This is a genomic window from Nocardia violaceofusca NBRC 14427 (genome assembly GCF_963869435.1).
GTDB classification, from domain to species: domain Bacteria; phylum Actinomycetota; class Actinomycetes; order Mycobacteriales; family Mycobacteriaceae; genus Nocardia; species Nocardia aobensis.
In genome coordinates, this window is record NZ_CAWMPM010000047.1 from 21,285 (window position 1) to 36,411 (window position 15,127).

General features: G+C 69.3%; 12 protein-coding genes. 4 read left to right on the plus strand and 8 right to left on the minus strand.

Going from position 1 to position 15,127, the window contains the following annotated elements:
- Positions 1-79 precede the first annotated feature (79 nt).
- From ndk to AC5592_RS32105, 6 genes are all read right to left on the minus strand, one after another.
- Entirely contained in the window at positions 80-481 is a 402-nt protein-coding gene (gene ndk / locus AC5592_RS32080) for a nucleoside-diphosphate kinase (protein ID WP_036499457.1), read from the minus strand.
- 45 nt (positions 482-526) lie between these two features.
- On the minus strand, positions 527-868 hold the full coding sequence (locus AC5592_RS32085) for a DUF4233 domain-containing protein (protein WP_084507516.1): 342 nt from the start codon (positions 866-868) through the stop codon (positions 527-529).
- Between the two features lie 165 nt (positions 869-1,033).
- Positions 1,034-2,458: a bifunctional tetrahydrofolate synthase/dihydrofolate synthase gene (gene folC, locus AC5592_RS32090; protein ID WP_036499520.1), complete on the minus strand. Its 1,425-nt coding sequence runs from the start codon at positions 2,456-2,458 to the stop codon at positions 1,034-1,036.
- A gap of 50 nt (positions 2,459-2,508) precedes the next feature.
- On the minus strand, positions 2,509-5,211 hold the full coding sequence (locus AC5592_RS32095) for a valine--tRNA ligase (RefSeq protein ID WP_063066342.1): 2,703 nt from the start codon (positions 5,209-5,211) through the stop codon (positions 2,509-2,511).
- Positions 5,212-5,552: 341 nt separating this feature from the next.
- Positions 5,553-6,524 carry a diacylglycerol kinase family protein gene (locus tag AC5592_RS32100; RefSeq protein ID WP_063066343.1) on the minus strand — a complete coding sequence of 324 codons (972 nt, stop codon included), beginning with the start codon at positions 6,522-6,524 and terminating at the stop codon, positions 5,553-5,555.
- Positions 6,521-8,098: an FAD-binding oxidoreductase gene (locus AC5592_RS32105; RefSeq protein ID WP_036499516.1), complete on the minus strand. Its 1,578-nt coding sequence runs from the start codon at positions 8,096-8,098 to the stop codon at positions 6,521-6,523. Before AC5592_RS32105 ends, AC5592_RS32100 begins: the two co-directional genes overlap by 4 nt.
- Positions 8,099-8,256: 158 nt before the next feature.
- Between AC5592_RS32105 and AC5592_RS32110 the strand changes: the two genes are divergently transcribed.
- Both AC5592_RS32110 and AC5592_RS32115 read left to right on the plus strand, forming a co-directional pair.
- Positions 8,257-8,862, plus strand: coding sequence for a TetR/AcrR family transcriptional regulator (locus AC5592_RS32110; protein ID WP_063066344.1), 606 nt, complete (start codon positions 8,257-8,259; stop codon positions 8,860-8,862).
- Positions 8,863-8,907: 45 nt separating this feature from the next.
- Positions 8,908-10,488, plus strand: coding sequence for a glycerol-3-phosphate dehydrogenase/oxidase (locus AC5592_RS32115; protein ID WP_051024431.1), 1,581 nt, complete (start codon positions 8,908-8,910; stop codon positions 10,486-10,488).
- A 6-nt stretch (positions 10,489-10,494) separates the two neighbouring features.
- Here AC5592_RS32115 and AC5592_RS32120 read toward each other — a convergent pair whose 3' ends face one another.
- Positions 10,495-11,337, minus strand: coding sequence for a patatin-like phospholipase family protein (locus AC5592_RS32120; RefSeq protein WP_063066345.1), 843 nt, complete (start codon positions 11,335-11,337; stop codon positions 10,495-10,497).
- Positions 11,338-11,435: 98 nt separating this feature from the next.
- Positions 11,436-12,230: a VOC family protein gene (locus AC5592_RS32125; protein ID WP_063066346.1), complete on the minus strand. Its 795-nt coding sequence runs from the start codon at positions 12,228-12,230 to the stop codon at positions 11,436-11,438.
- 154 nt (positions 12,231-12,384) lie between these two features.
- Here AC5592_RS32125 and AC5592_RS32130 point away from each other — a divergent pair, with 154 nt between their 5' ends.
- Positions 12,385-14,628, plus strand: coding sequence for a molybdopterin-dependent oxidoreductase (locus AC5592_RS32130; RefSeq protein ID WP_063066347.1), 2,244 nt, complete (start codon positions 12,385-12,387; stop codon positions 14,626-14,628).
- Positions 14,625-15,122 (plus strand): winged helix-turn-helix transcriptional regulator, encoded by a 498-nt coding sequence (locus AC5592_RS32135; protein WP_036499445.1) that lies wholly within the window; start codon positions 14,625-14,627, stop codon positions 15,120-15,122. The genes AC5592_RS32130 and AC5592_RS32135 overlap by 4 nt, the downstream gene beginning before the upstream one ends.
- The last annotated feature ends 5 nt before the right edge of the window (positions 15,123-15,127 follow it).

Below are 15,127 nucleotides of genomic sequence, written 5' to 3' on the forward strand. Positions count from 1 at the left end.
TTCGGGTACCGCTGCGTACGCGACGAAGGCGCAAGCAGCGGTACCCGGACGGCGAGCCCGGGAGGCCGAAGGGCAGAGCTCAGAACCAGAGCGCGATCTCGCGCTTCGCGGATTCGGGGGAATCGGAGCCGTGCACGAGGTTGAACTGGGTTTCCAGGGCGTAGTCGCCGCGGATGCTGCCGGGGACGGCCTTCTCGACGGGGTCGGTGCCACCGGCGAGTTGGCGGAAGGCGGCGATGGCGCGCGGACCCTCGAGAACGGCCGCGACGACCGGGCCGGAGGTGATGAATTCGATCAGCGAGCCGTAGAACGGCTTGTCGGCGTGTTCGGCGTAGTGGGCGGCGGCAAGTTCCTCGGAAACCTGCTCGAGCTTGAGGGCCGCGATCTTCAGGCCTTTGCGTTCGATGCGGGTGATGATCTCACCAACCAGGCCTCGGGCCACGCCGTCCGGCTTGATGAGTACCAACGTCTGCTCAGTCACGGCGACACTCTAACCGTCGCTGCCACCGGATTCCGAACCGAGCCGTCAGGATGAGCCCTGCATTCGCTGGCTCGGCAGCAGACCCTGGTCCATGCGGCGTTTGACGTCGGAGCGCAGCACCAGAATGAATGCCCACACCGCCGCGAACACGACGCCGATGATGCCGATCGACAGATGGATGAATCCACCGGCCAGCACCAGCACCTGCAGGCCGAGATTGAACGGCACGGCCCAGGAACGGCGCTGTATGCCGGAGCCGACGAACATCAGGACGGCCAGGCCGACCAGATAGGTCACCGACCACCAGCTGAGTCCGCCGCCGACGGCCCCGACCACCGGCAGCGCCAGCAGCACGGTGATGGCCTCGAGTACCAGCGCGCCGGCCATCACGCCGCGAAAACCCTTCCACGGGTCGGTCGCGGGCGCGGGTACACCCGGCTTCGGTGCGCCGGCCTCGCCGCGCACATCGTCCTCGCTACCCACGTTGCCTCCTCCGCGCCGGCCCGCCGATGCCCTCGGCACCCAGCTTCCCACCGCCTCCGGCCCGCTGCTTCACGCGGGGTCCTTCCCGAACAGCGAGCGCGCCGCGCCCGCGGTGACCACCGAGCCGGTGACCACGATGCCCGCGCCGGATACCGGTTCGCCGGCGCCTCCCGCTTCCTCGGCGATGGCGATGGCGGTTTCGACCGCATCGGCGAGGCTGTTCGCGGTGACGACTCGCTCGTCGCCGAACCGCTGGACGGCCAGGTCGGCGAGTTCGTCGACGCCGAGCGCCCGCGGTGAGCCGTTGGTGGTGACGACGACCTCGTCCAGCACCGGCTCCAGCGCGGCGAGGATGCCGGCCGCGTCCTTGTCGGAGAGCACCGCGACCACCCCCACCAACTTGCGAAAGTCGAATTCCTCGGTGAGTGTCGCGGCCAGCGCCCGCGCGCCGGCAGGGTTATGCGCGGCGTCGATGAAAATGGTGGGCGCGCTGCGCATCCGTTCCATCCGGCCCGGGCTGGCCGCCGCGGCGAATCCCGCTCGCACCGCGTCGATATCGAGCTGCTTCTGCGCGCCGGCGCCGAAGAACGCCTCGACCGCGGCCAGCGCGAGCGCCGCGTTGTGCGCCTGGTGTTCACCGTGCAGCGGCAGGAAGATCTCGTCGTAGACCCCACCGAGCCCCTGGATCTCCAGGACCTGACCGCCGATCGCGACGCGTCGCGACAGCACCCGGAACTCGGAACCGGCACGGGCGACCGCGGCGTCGGCGTCCACCGCGCGCCGCAGCAGCACCTCCATCGCCTCGGGTTCCTGTTCGGCGATGATGGCGACCGTGTCGCGCGGAATCAGCAGGTCCTGCGGCGACTTCTTGATGATCCCGGCCTTCTCTCCGGCGATCGACGCCAGATCCGGGCCCAGATAGTCGGTGTGGTCCAAGCCGATCGGCGTGATCACCGCGACCTGCCCGTCGATGACGTTGGTCGCGTCCCAGGTGCCGCCCATCCCGGTCTCGACGACCGCGACATCGACCGGCGCCTCGGCGAACGCGGCGTACGCCATCGCCACCAGGACCTCGAATTTGCTCATCCGGGGTCCCGGTCCGTCGCCGAGGGTGCCGTCGGTCGAGCGCGCGTCGATCATCTCGACGTAGGGCAGCAGTTCCCGATAGATCTCGACGTAGCGGGCCGGGGTGATCGGCGCGTTGTCGATGGCGATGCGTTCGGTCGCCAGTTGCAGATGCGGGCTGGTGAACCGGCCGGTGCGCCGGTGCAGCGCGGTGAGCAGCGCGTCGACCATGCGGGTAACCGAGGTCTTGCCGTTGGTACCGGCGATGTGGATGGCGGGATAGCTCTGCTGCGGGGAACCGAGCAGATCCATCAGGGTCGCGATCCGGGTCAGCGACGGCTCGATCTTGGTCTCGCCCCAGCGCTGGTCGAGTTCGGCCTCGACCAGCGCCATTTCGGCGAGGTCGACCGGGGAGGGACCGGTGCGCAGCCGGTCCGCACCGCCGGCAAGCGGTTCGTGGTCGAAACCTTCGCCGCCGCTCACTTCTTCGCCACCGACTCCGTGATCTGGGCCAGCCGCGCCCCGATCCGGGTCACCTCGGATTCGGCGACCTCGCGGCGGGTGCGAATCTTGGCGACCACCTCGTCGGGCGCCTTGGCCAGGAAGGCCTCGTTGCCGAGTTTGGCGGTGGTGGCGGCGAGGTCCTTCTGCGCGGCCGCGAGATCCTTCTCCAGCCGGCGGCGTTCGGCGTCGAGGTCGACCGTGCCGGAAGTGTCCAGTTCGACGGTGACGGTGGCACCGGACAGGCGCACCTCGACCGCGGCGGTCGCGGAGAAATCGGCGTCCGGTGCGGTGAGCCGGGCCAGGCTGGCGATTTCGGCGTGCAGCCCGGTGAGGTCGGCGGTATCGATGCCGATCAGTTTCGCGGCGACCTTCTGCTTGTCGGTCAGCCCCTGATCGCTGCGGAACCGGCGGATCTCGGTGACGAGCTTCTGCAGATCCGCGATGCGCTGTGCCGCAACGGTATCGGTGGCGACCCCCGAGGGCTGCGGCCACGCGGCGATCACCAGGGAGTCGTCCGCACCGGCCTCGGTGAGGGCCTGCCACAGCGTTTCGGTGACGAACGGGATGGCCGGGTGCAGCAGGCGCAGCACCGAATCCAGCACTTTGCCGAGGACGATGCGCGTGCTCGCGGCCCGCTCCTCCGACTCGGCGAACTGCACCTTCGCCAATTCGAGGTACCAGTCGCACAGTTCGTCCCAGGCGAAGTGGTACAGCGCCTCACAGGCCTTGCCGAATTCGTAGCGGTCGAAGGCGCCGTCCACCTCGGCGCGCACCTCGTCGAGCCGGTCGAGGATCCAACGGTCGGTGTCGGTGAGGGTGGCGCGTTGGGGCAGGTCACCCGGCGCGGCACCGTTCATGAGCGCGAACTTGCTGGCGTTGAACAGCTTCGTGATGAAGTTGCGCGAAGCCTGCACGTGCGGCGGCCCCACCGACAGGTCGCTGCCCGGCTGCGCACCCCGGGCGAGGGTGAAACGCGTTGCGTCGGCACCGTATTCGTCGATCCACAGCAGCGGGTCGACGCCGATGCCCTTGGACTTGGAGTATTTGCGGCCGAATTCGTCACGGATGAGGCCGTGCAGGAAGACGTCGTCGAACGGAACCTGCTGCCGGCCGGAGTCCTTTCCGGTGGCGATGACCGGGTCGTCGGAGACGAACATGCCGAACATCATCATCCGGGCCACCCAGAAGAACAGGATGTCGTAGCCGGTCACGAGCACGCTGGTGGGATAGAACTTCGACAGTTCCGGGGTGGCGTCCGGCCAGCCCATGGTGGAGAAGGGCCACAGGCCGGAGGAGAACCAGGTGTCGAGGACGTCGGGGTCCTGCACCCAGCCCTCGGGCGCCTGTTCGTCGGGGCCGACGCACGCGATCTCGCCCTCGGGGCCGTACCAGATCGGGATGCGGTGGCCCCACCACAGCTGCCGCGAGATGCACCAGTCGTGCATGTTGTCGACCCATTCGAACCAGCGCGGTTCCTGGCTGGCCGGGTAGATCGTCACCGCGCCGTTGCGCACGGCGTCACCGGCGGCCTTGGCCAGTGATTCGACCTTCACCCACCACTGCATCGACAGCCGCGGTTCGATCGGTTCGCCGGAGCGTTCGGAGTGGCCGACGCTGTGCACGTACGGGCGCTTCTCGGCGACGATGCGCCCCTCGCCGGCCAGCCGCTCGCGGATCTTGACGCGCGCCTCGAACCGGTCCATTCCGTCGAATTCGGTTCCGGTGTCGGCGATCTTGCCGGTCTTGTCCATGATGGTCGGCATCGGCAGGTTGTGCCGCAGGCCGATCTCGAAGTCGTTGGGGTCGTGCGCGGGGGTGATCTTCACTGCGCCGGAACCGAATTCGGGGTCGACGTAGTCGTCGGCGACGATCGGGATCTGGTGGCCGGTGATCGGGTGGTAGACGGTGGTGCCGATCAGCGCCTTGTACCGCTCGTCCTCGGGGTGCACCGCCACCGCGGTATCGCCGAGCATGGTCTCCACGCGGGTGGTGGCCACGATGACGTGCGGTTCGTCGTCGTTCAGCGAGCCGTAGCGCAGCGAGACGAGCTCACCCTCGACGTCCTCGTATTTCACCTCGACGTCGGAGATGGCGGTCTCGAGCGAGGGCGACCAGTTCACCAGGCGCTCGGCGCGGTAGATCAGCCCGGCGTCGTAGAGGCGTTTGAAGATGGTCTGCACCGCGCGGGACAGGCCCTCGTCCATGGTGAAGCGGTCGCGGCTCCAGTCGACGCCGTCGCCGAGGCGGCGCATCTGGCCCTGGATGGCTCCGCCGGATTCACGCTTCCAGTCCCAGACCTTGTCGACGAACAGTTCGCGGCCGAAGTCTTCCTTGGTCTTGCCGTCGACGGCGAGCTGCTTCTCGACCACGGTCTGGGTGGCGATGCCGGCGTGGTCCATACCGGGCAGCCACAGCACCTCGTAGCCCTGCATCCGCTTGCGGCGGGTGAGCAGGTCCATCAGGGTGTGGTCGAAGGCGTGGCCCATGTGCAGGTTGCCGGTGACGTTCGGCGGCGGCAGCACGATCGAATAGGGCGGCTTGTCGCTGGCCGGGTCGGCGGTGAAGTAACCGGCCGCTACCCAGCGCTCGTACAGGTCGGCCTCTACATCGCTGGGGTTCCAGCTCTTGGGGAGGGCGTCGGCACGATTTCGCGAGTTATCAGGGGCTGCGCTGGTCACCGTGCGATTCTACGGAGTTGAGCAGGAGGACTCGACACGGCCCCGCCACACCCCTGAGACCCCGCCACTCGAGCGCCGGACGTGCGGGCCGGGTCGCGCCGCGCAGCGAAAGAGGCGGGCCGACCGGAGAAAGATGTAGGGCGGGGTTTTCGGCGGATGAGGGACACCGAAAACCCCGCCCACGTCTTCGAGACTACCGCCCGGATCGGCGCAATACACCAATCCATATGCAATTCTCAGCTTTTGCCCGAATCCGTTGTGCAGGTGCGGGTTTGCCACTCAGCATGCTCGCAGATTCGCCACGAGGATGCGGAGGCCGCGCCGAGCGGGTGGACGGCGGATCACGGCACGAGGATCGCCAGTGCTCCGGGTTCGGCGCGGAAGGTCGCCGGGAGCAGTCCCGCCGGGTCGCCGTCGGCGGTCGCCGGTACCGCGGCGGTGAGGGTGATGGTGCGGGCCCGGTAGTGCCCGACCGCGGGATGGTCGATGCGCTTGCCGGCGGCCAGGGCCGGGAGCAGGCGGACCATCTCCAGTCGCGACATCGCGCCGACCACGGTCAGGTCGAGCAGGCCGTCGTCGACGATCGCGTCGGGGCAGATGAGCATGCCGCCGCCGTAGGTCCGGGTATTGCCGACCGCCACCATGACGGCCTCGGTCTCGACGACGCGATCACCGGCTTCGTCCGGCTCGCCGGACAATTCGATGCGGTAGGGCACGCCGAGCTGACCGAGCAGTTCCGGAACCGCGGCGAAGGAGTACCGCAGCGAGCCCTTCGGACGACGCATACGGTTGGCGCGCAAGGTCACTCGCGCGTCGAAGCCGGTTCCGGCGACGGTGGCGAATCGCATGGGCCGATGGGCGACGGCGGGTTCGATTCCGGCCGCCCAGCCCTGCGCGTGCTCGGGATCGGGCGTGGATTCGATCGCGCCGAGGTCGATGGTGCGCACGCGACCGCCGAGCACGATGTCGGCTGCGGCCCGCGGATCGTCGTCGGGCACGCCCAGCTCCCGGGCCAGGTCGTTACCGGTCCCGCCGGGCAGCAGCCCCAGCGGCACCCCGGTCGAGGCGATGGCCTGCAGCGTGACGCAGACCAGTCCGTCACCGCCCGCGCAGACGACGGCGTCGGGGCGCTCCGGCCCGCGCACCGAATCCCGGACCAGGCGAACGGTTTCGGCCGCGTCGGCACCGCGGATCTCGCGCACCCGCACGCCACGCTCGGCGAAGCGGGCGGTGGCCGCGGCGGCGGCCGCCAGTCCCCGGCCGTGGCCGGAGTGCGGGTTGGTCACCAGCGCGACCGATCGGATGGCGGTCACGGAATCAGCTTGCCCGGGTTGAGGATTCCCGCCGGGTCGACGGCATCCTTGACCGCTCGCAGGATGCGCGCGCCCAGGTCGCCGATCTCGGCGGTCATCCACGGCCGGTGGTCGGTGCCGACGGCATGGTGATGGGTGATGGTCCCTCCGTGTCCGGCGATGGCGTCGCCGACGGCGCGTTTGGCCTGCGCCCATTGTGCCGACGGATCGTCGGCCTGCTTGGCGACGACGGTGAAGTACAGCGAGGCGCCGGTCGGGTAGGTATGCGAGATATGGCACATCACCAGCGCGGGAGTGCCCTGCGCGCCGAGCGATTCGGTGAGCGCGGTGGTGACCGCCGCCTTGAGCCGCTCGACATTCGACCAGTCGGTCGCCGTCTCGAGGGTTTCGCACAGGACGCCGATATCCAGCAGCGCATCACGCAGATAAGGGGCGCCGAAACGGCCGTGCTCCCATTCGCGCGCCGGTTGTTCACCGAGTGAGGTGCCGCCCGCGGCGGCGAGCAGGGCCGAAGCCTCGGCGCTGCGCGCGGCCACGTGGGCTCGGGTGCCCTCGAACGTGGTGACGGCCAGGCAGCCGCTGACCGGCGCGCCGCCGATATCGCCGGAACGGGCCAGGTTGAGCCCGGTCTCGGCTTCGTCGGACAATCGCAGCACGGTCGGCGCCGCGCCGTTCTGCACCACGGTGCGCAGCGCGGCGGCGCCGGTGGCGAAGTCCGGGAACGACCACGCCTGATACGCGGTGGTCTCCGGAATCGGGTGCACCCGCAGCGTCACCTCGGTGATGACGCCGAGCGTGCCCTCGGATCCGGCGAACAGCTCGCGCAGATCCGGTCCGGCGGCCGAGGCGGGGGCGCGGCCGAGATCGACTGTGCCCGTGGGGGTTGCGATCTTCAGGCGCATGATCATGTCGTCGAAGCGGCCGTAGCCGGCCGAGGCCTGACCCGAGGATCGGGTGGCCGCGAAGCCGCCGATGCTGGCGTATTCGAAACTCTGCGGGAAATGCCCCAGCGAAAGTCCGTGGGCGGCAAGTAGTTTCTCCGCCTGCGGCCCGGTCAGTCCGGCGCCCAGGGTCGCGGTGCCGCTCACCGGGTCGACGTCGGACAGCCCGTCGAGTCGCCGCAGATCCAGGGCGATCACGGTGTCGAAGCGGCCGCGGGCGGGATCCACTCCGCCCACCACGCTGGTGCCGCCACCGAAGGGCACGACGGCGATCGACTGTTCGGCGCAGTAGGTGAGCACGGACAGGACCTGGTCGTGATCGGCCGGGAAGACGACGGCATCGGGTGCGTCCTGCGGCGCTTCGGCGCGGCGGCGCAGCAGGTCGGGCGTACTCTTGCCGCCCGCGTGCAGCAGCCGGTCGCGGTGGTCGGCCGACACCTGATCCGCGCCGACCACCGCCGACAGCCCCGCGCGATGCGCGGCCGTCAAGCCGGATTCCCGCAGTGGCACGTCGCCCTCATCACGACGGGCCACCGGTTCCCCGGACACTCCGAAGACCTGCGCCACCAGGGTCCGGATCCGGTCCGAGAGCGGCGCATGAGCCGAGGCGATGCCCCAGGCGTCCCACACCATACTCGGGCGATCGGACGACTCGCCCGGTGTCGAGTTTTCCGATTCTGTCGCGGATGTGTCCTGTCGCGTATCGACCATGCGTTACAGTCTGACATAGACTGTCAAGCAGTAACGAACGCGAATCGCAGTGACGAACACAGACCGATGGTGAGTTGTTGATGGATCCGAACGAACCCCCCGGCCCCGACGACGAGCTGTCGGCTATCGACTTGGCGATCCTGGCGGCGGGACGCGCCTGTGTCGAGGAATTCGGCGTGCGCCGGACCACGCTGAGCGAAGTCGCCCGGCGCGCCGGCGTCAGTCGCCCCACGGTGTACAGGCGCTGGCCCGATACCCGGTCGCTGATCGCCGAGTTGCTGGTCCGGGAGCTGAGCGAGATCGTGGCAGCCAGCATTCCCATCGATGGTCCGGCGCGTGCGCGCCTGGTGGAGGGCATCGTCTCGGGTGCGGCCGAGATCAGGTCGAACCCGTTGTTCGCCAAGATCTTCCGCATCGACACCGATCTGATGCTGACCTATGTGTTCGGCCGGCTCGGCCGCAATCAGCGGCAATTGATCCAGGTGTTCTCCAGCGCCGTCCGCGAGGGACAGCGCGACGGTTCCATCCGCGCCGGCGATCCCGATCATCTGGCAACCATGCTGCTGCTGATCGGTCAGTCCACCGTGCAGTCGGCTGGCACGGTCAGCCATCTGCTCGACGACGCCGGACTCGATGTCGAGCTCGCCCGCGTCGTCGACCGGTACCTGCGCCCCGATACCGATTAGCCGCCCCGATACCGATCAGTCCGAGAACAGAGAGCGAGACAGCGCATGCTCGACGAGAGCACACCGGCCGCGGGCCACGGGTTCGGCGGCACCGCGGGAGATTCGGCACTCAACGCCGCCCGCCGCGGCCGCGAACTGCGGGCGCTCGGCGATGCGGACCGCATCGACGTCCTGGTCGTCGGCGGCGGTGTCACCGGGGCGGGCGTGGCATTGGACGCGGCGGCGCGCGGATTGCGGACCGTTCTGGTGGAGGCGCACGATCTGGCGTTCGGAACCAGCCGATGGAGTTCGAAACTCGTCCACGGCGGATTGCGGTATCTGGCCTCCGGCGGGGTCGGTATCGCCCACGAGAGCGCGGTCGAACGCGACATCCTGCTCACCACCACCGCACCCCATCTGACTCGCTCGATTCCCCAGCTCGTCCCGGCGTTCGCCGGCGGTTCCGTGCCACAGCGACTGCTGGTCCGCGCGGGCTTCCTGGCCGGAGATGTGCTGCGGCGCAGCGCCGGAACCTCTCCGGAGGTGTTGCCGCGATCGCGCCGGGTCGCCGCGGCCGAAGCGCTGCGGCTGGCGCCGACACTGCGCCGCGCCGGACTGCGCGGCGGGATGACGGCCTGGGACGGTCAGCTCGTCGACGACGCCCGGTTGGTGGTGACGATCGCGCGCACCGCCGCGGCGCACGGCGCGACCGTGCTCACCCGCGTCCGCGCCGAGCGGGTGAGCGGCGACTCGGCGGTGCTGCACGATGTGCTGACCGGTGAAACCCTGTCCGTACGAGCACGTTCGGTGATCAACGCGGCCGGGGTGTGGGCCGACCGGGTCGATCCGAGTATCGAGTTGCGGCCCAGCCGCGGCACCCACCTGGTCTTCGACGCCGCGGCCTTCGGCGGTCTCACCGCCTCGCTGACCGTGCCGATTCCGGGCAGCACCAGCCGCTTCGTCTTCGCCTTCCCGGCCGCACACGGCCGCGTGTATCTGGGGCTGACCGACGAGGACGCACCCGGCCCGGTTCCGGACGAACCGAAGCCCACCGACTCCGAGATCGATTTCCTGCTCGACACCGTGAACACCGTGCTCCGGGAACCGTTGCGGCGCAGCGATATCCGCGGCTCCTTCGCGGGCCTGCGGCCACTGCTGCGCACCGCCGACGACGCCACCGCCGACATCTCCCGCGAACACGCGGTCCTGCACTCCCCCGGCGGCCCGATCACCGTCGTCGGCGGCAAGCTGACCACCTACCGGCAGATGGCCGAGGACGCGGTCGACGCCGCCGTGGCCGCCGCCGGCCTGACCGCAGCACCCTGCCGGACCAAGCGAATCCCGTTGGTGGGAGCGGTATCCGGGCGCGCGCGGGACCGGATCGCGGCGCCACCGGTGCTGGTCGAGCGTTACGGAGATCAGGCCACACAGGTACTCGCCGCGGCGCAGCGCGATCCGCGCCTCGCCGAACCGGTCGCACCAGGTATCGACGTGCTGCGTGCCGAATTCGCCTTTGCGACAACCCACGAGGGCGCGTTGGACGAAGCCGACCTGCTGGACCGCCGGACCCGGATCGGCCTGGTCGACAGCGACCGAGCCGCCGCCCTTCCGTCCGCGCGGGAAGTGCTCGCGGCCAGCCGAGCCTGACGCCGCCTAGCTCCAGAGCTCGGCGATCCGCTCCGCCGCCGACGTGCCCTGCACCCGACCGGCATGCGCCGACGGCACACGAGAGGCGGTGTCGAGCGGATTCGCCCCGAAGGCGGCGATCGCGGCCTCGTCGGGGGCGATCGATTCCACTCGCGCACCCCGTTCGATCAGGCCCGCGATCTCACCTTCCAGCGCCGGATCGGGCAGCGGCGCGATGATCAGCACCCGACCGAATCCGGCCGCCAGATCGGCATTGACACTGGTCCGCACGCCGCCGTCGGTATAACGCACGCCGTCGACGGTGTGCGGCGGCCAGACCAGTGGCACCGCCGAACTCGCGGTCACCGCGTCGACCAGCGCGACCCCGGAGTCGCGATCGAACACGCGCGGTTCACCCGTGCCGGCGTCGACGGCGGTGATCAGCAGCCGCTGCCGAGGCCATTCGTGCACCGGCAACCGCGATTCGATCACCGCGCGCCGGGCAGACTCCGGCACCGTCTCGGTCGCCAGGGCGAGGTTGCCGAGTCGCCGCCGCGCCACCGCCATATCCCCGCCGCTCTCGGTGATGATCCGGTTGATCGTGTCCCACACGCCCTCGAGCGGATTGCCCTCCGGCACGATCTCGGCGCTCTGCACCGTGGGGTCGATCTGGCGGCGGAACAGCTCCTCCGTGGCCAGCCCGCTGGTCAGCTGTGCCGCCACGTTGGCGCCCGCCGACGTGCCGAGGTACAGATCGGCGGCGGTGAGATCGATGCCCGCATCGGCCAATCCGGCGATCACGCCGTTCGCCCAGGCGATTCCCGCCACCCCACCGCCGCCGATCACCAGCGCCCGTTCGTCCGACATCATCGCTCCCACATTCGTTCCGCGTTCCCGACCGCTCGGGACAACCTCGACGGTAGCGATGACCATTCCCCCGGCGCGATTACCGGCCGGGTAATGACATATCAGGACGCGTTACCGCCGACGCTGAACGCGATTCCGCTCGGATCGCGGAGCGCGGCCAACCGCCCGTACGGCGTATTCTCGGGCTCGGATTCGACCGAACCCCCCAGACTCACCACCTGCTTCACCGTGGCATCGACGTCCTCGGCGCCGATGTAGATCCGCCACCCGCCGGTCGATCCCGGGGGCAGGTACGCCGCCGAATCCATCACCCCACCCAGCATCGGCGTGGCGGAATGGATTGTCGTGTACCGGAACTCGGGCGAATCACCGACGGTGAAGGGATCGCGCCAGCCGAACACCTCGCGGTAGAACTTCAGCGCGTCGGCATAGGCCGGCGTGTGCAGTTCGAACCACGACGGGTACCCGACGTGCCCGCTCCAGTTCCCGCCGCCGGCGACGCCGAAGGAACCGAAACCGTGGTGGACGCCGGGCTGCCACGCACCGACTCCCGCACCGGACGGATCGGCGAGGACGGCCATACTGCCCAGCTCGCCGACGGCCATCGGCTCCACCACGACCCGGCCGCCGTGGTCGGCGGCGGAGGCGGCGGTGGCGTGGACGTCGACACTGGTCAAGTACACGGTCCACTGATCGGGTGCGCCGTCCGAGCCGTCGTTGCGCATCCCGCCGGCGACGGCATTGCCGTCCTTGCGGAAGGTGATGTACCCGCCGTACTGCTCATCGCTGTCGGCGGTCCAGCCGAACAACTCGCCGTAGAAATCGACGGCTCGATCGGTGTCGGCGGTGAACAGTTCGATCCAGCACGGGTCTCCGGGTTCGAAGGTGTAGGACATGCTCGCTCCTCTGGATGGGGATTGCGTTCTCTCACCGGTACGACGGCGCCGAACGGACAAACTCATCGGCCCCTGTCCAAGCCTGGCACGGCGCGGCGACCATCGGCCCGATTTGTGGGTAGCGCTTGTGAACTAACTCTTCTACGCTGCCTCTATGACCGAATGGCATCCGACGGCATGCATCCTGTGCGAGTGCAACTGCGGCATCCAGGTGCTGCTGGGCGCCGACGGCCGCAGCTTCGACAAGATTCGCGGCGACAAGCTGCATCCCTCCTCGGCGGGCTACACCTGCAACAAGGCCCTGCAGCTGGATCGGTACCAGAACGGGCGCACCGGTCGCCTCACCGCGCCGCTGCGCCGCAACCCCGACGGCTCGTTCACCGAAATCGATTGGGATACCGCCATTTCGGAGATCTCCGCGCGCATGCGCGAGATCGGCGCCGAATACGGCGGCGAGTCGATCTTCTACTATGGGGGCGGCGGCCAGGGCAATCACCTCGGCGGCGCCTACGCTCCGGCCACCATGGCCACCTACGGCATGCGTTATCGATCCAGCGCGCTGGCCCAGGAGAAGACCGGCGATTTCTGGGTCGGCGCGCGGATGACCGGCCATCCGGTCCGCTCGGACGTCGAACATGCCGAGGTGGCGTTGTTCATCGGCAAGAACCCGTATCAATCCCACGGCTTCCCGCGCGCCCGGTCGGTGTTGAAGGAGATCGCGCGCGATCCCCGGCGCTCGATCATCGTGCTCGATCCGGTCCGCACCGAAACCGCCGAACTGGCGGACTTCCATCTGCAACTGCGACCCGGGACCGATATCTATCTGCTGGCGGCGATGGCGGCGATCCTGGTCCGCGACGACCTGGTCGACCACGACTGGCTCGCCGCGCACACCGAAGGTTTCGACGAGGTGGCGGCGGTGCTGCGCACGGTGCCGATCGACGAGTACTGCGCCCTGGCCGATGTCGAGATCGACCTGGTCACCGCGGCGACCCACCGCCTGGCCGCGGCGGAATCGGTAGCGGCGCTCGAGGACCTCGGCGTGCAGATGAACCGCCACTCGACCCTGGTCAGCTACGTCGAGAAACTGCTCTGGCTGCTCACCGGAAACCTCGGCAAATCCGGTACGCAGTACGCCTTCTCCGGAATGGCGGCGATCGGGCACGATCGTGGCCATCCCGCCGACTCCGGTCCGCGCAGCCCGGTCGTGGGCGCGCGCATCATCAGCGGGCTGGTGCCGTGCAATGTGATCACCGAGGAGATCCTGACCGACCATCCCGCCCGGTATCGGGCGATGCTCATCGAGAGCGCCAATCCTGTTCATTCACTGGCGGATTCGGCCCGGATGCGCGCCGCGCTGGCGGCGCTGGAGCTGGTGGTCGTCATCGACGTGGCGATGACCGAAACCGCCCGCGCGGCCGACTACGTGCTGCCCGCGCCGACCCAGTTCGAGAAGTACGAGGCGACCTTCTTCAACTTCGAATTCCCCCGCAACGTCTTCCATCTGCGGCATCCGGTGCTCCCCGCTCCGGCGGGTGTACTCGCCGAACCCGAGATCCATGCCCGGCTGGTCGAGGCGGCCGGCGTCCTGACCGAGGACGATTACCGGCCGCTGCGCACGGCCCTCGATCAGGGCCGCGAGGCCTTCGCGATGGCATTTCTCGCCGTCCTCGCCGATCCGGCGAAAGCGAAGCTGGCTCCGATCCTGCTCTACCGCACCCTCGGCCCGACGCTGCCCGACGGCGCCGCTGCCGCCGCGGTGCTGTGGGGCGCCGCGTACACCTGCGCCCGGAAGAACCCGTCCGGCGTCGAGCGAGCCGGCTACGGCACCGGTCTCACCGCGGGAGAGCGGCTGTTCGAGGCGATCCTCACCGGCGAGCACGGCGTGGTGATCACCGACGACGAGGTCGGCGAGACCTGGAACCGGCTGCGCGGCGGCATCGTCCGCCTCGCCGTCCCGGAACTGCTGTCGGCGCTGGCCACACTCCCCGCACCGGCCGAGGACCGGGACTGGCCGTTCGTCCTGGCCGCCGGGGAACGGCGCGCCTTCACCGCCAACACCATCATGCGCGATCCGGCCTGGCGCAAACGCGATCCCGGCGGAGCCCTGCGCATCAGCACCACCGATGCTCTCCGATTGGGCCTGACCTCCGGCGACCAGGTGCGGCTCACGACTCGCAACGGCAGTGCGCAGGTGACCGTCGAGCCGACCGATCGCATGCGTAGCGGACATCTGTCACTGCCCAACGGCCTGGGCCTGTCCGTCGTCGAGGCGGAGGAGGTCCTCACCAGCGGGGCGGCGCCCAACGAGCTGACCGCCTTCGACGAACGCGACGAATGGGTCGGCACCCCGTGGCACAAGTACGTCCCGGCCCGGATCGATACGGTGGGGACATGAAGCGCACCACCTTCGCCACCTGGCCCTGTTCGGTCGCCCGCACGGTCGATCTGATCGGCGACTGGTGGACGCCGCTGGTGCTGCGCGAAGCCTTCTACGGCACAACGCGTTTCGACGATTTCGAACGCACGCTGGGCCTGAGCCGCAACGTCCTCACCCAACGCCTGACCCGGCTGGTGGAGGAGCAGATGCTGGAGAAGGTTCCCTACCAGGATCGCCCGGTCCGCTACGAGTACCGGCTGACCGACAAGGGACGTGATTTCTTCCCGGTGCTCACGGCCATGATGCGCTGGGGTGACCGCTGGCTAGCCCCGGAGGCCGGACCGCCGGTGGTCGTCCACCACGACACCTGCGGTCACGACACCCACGCCGAAGTGGTGTGCGCCCAGTGCGGAGAACCCCTGCGGCACGGCGACGTCTCGGCGCGGCTGGGCCCGGGCTTCCCACCGCAGCACCGCGACAGCGCTGTGCGCAGCGGACGATTCGCCTCCTGAGAGGC

Excerpts from the sequence above, each read along its gene's own strand:
- AC5592_RS32085 (WP_084507516.1), bottom strand. The coding sequence starts at position 868 with ATGGCCGGCGCGCTGGTACTCGAGGCCATCACCGTGCTGCTGGCGCTG.
- AC5592_RS32105 (WP_036499516.1), bottom strand. The coding sequence starts at position 8,098 with ATGGTGTGGGACGCCTGGGGCATCGCCTCGGCTCATGCGCCGCTCTCG.
- AC5592_RS32110 (WP_063066344.1), top strand. The coding sequence starts at position 8,257 with ATGGATCCGAACGAACCCCCCGGCCCCGACGACGAGCTGTCGGCTATC.
- AC5592_RS32115 (WP_051024431.1), top strand. The coding sequence starts at position 8,908 with ATGCTCGACGAGAGCACACCGGCCGCGGGCCACGGGTTCGGCGGCACC.
- AC5592_RS32120 (WP_063066345.1), bottom strand. The coding sequence starts at position 11,337 with ATGATGTCGGACGAACGGGCGCTGGTGATCGGCGGCGGTGGGGTGGCG.
- AC5592_RS32125 (WP_063066346.1), bottom strand. The coding sequence starts at position 12,230 with ATGTCCTACACCTTCGAACCCGGAGACCCGTGCTGGATCGAACTGTTC.
- AC5592_RS32130 (WP_063066347.1), top strand. The coding sequence starts at position 12,385 with ATGACCGAATGGCATCCGACGGCATGCATCCTGTGCGAGTGCAACTGC.
- AC5592_RS32135 (WP_036499445.1), top strand. The coding sequence starts at position 14,625 with ATGAAGCGCACCACCTTCGCCACCTGGCCCTGTTCGGTCGCCCGCACG.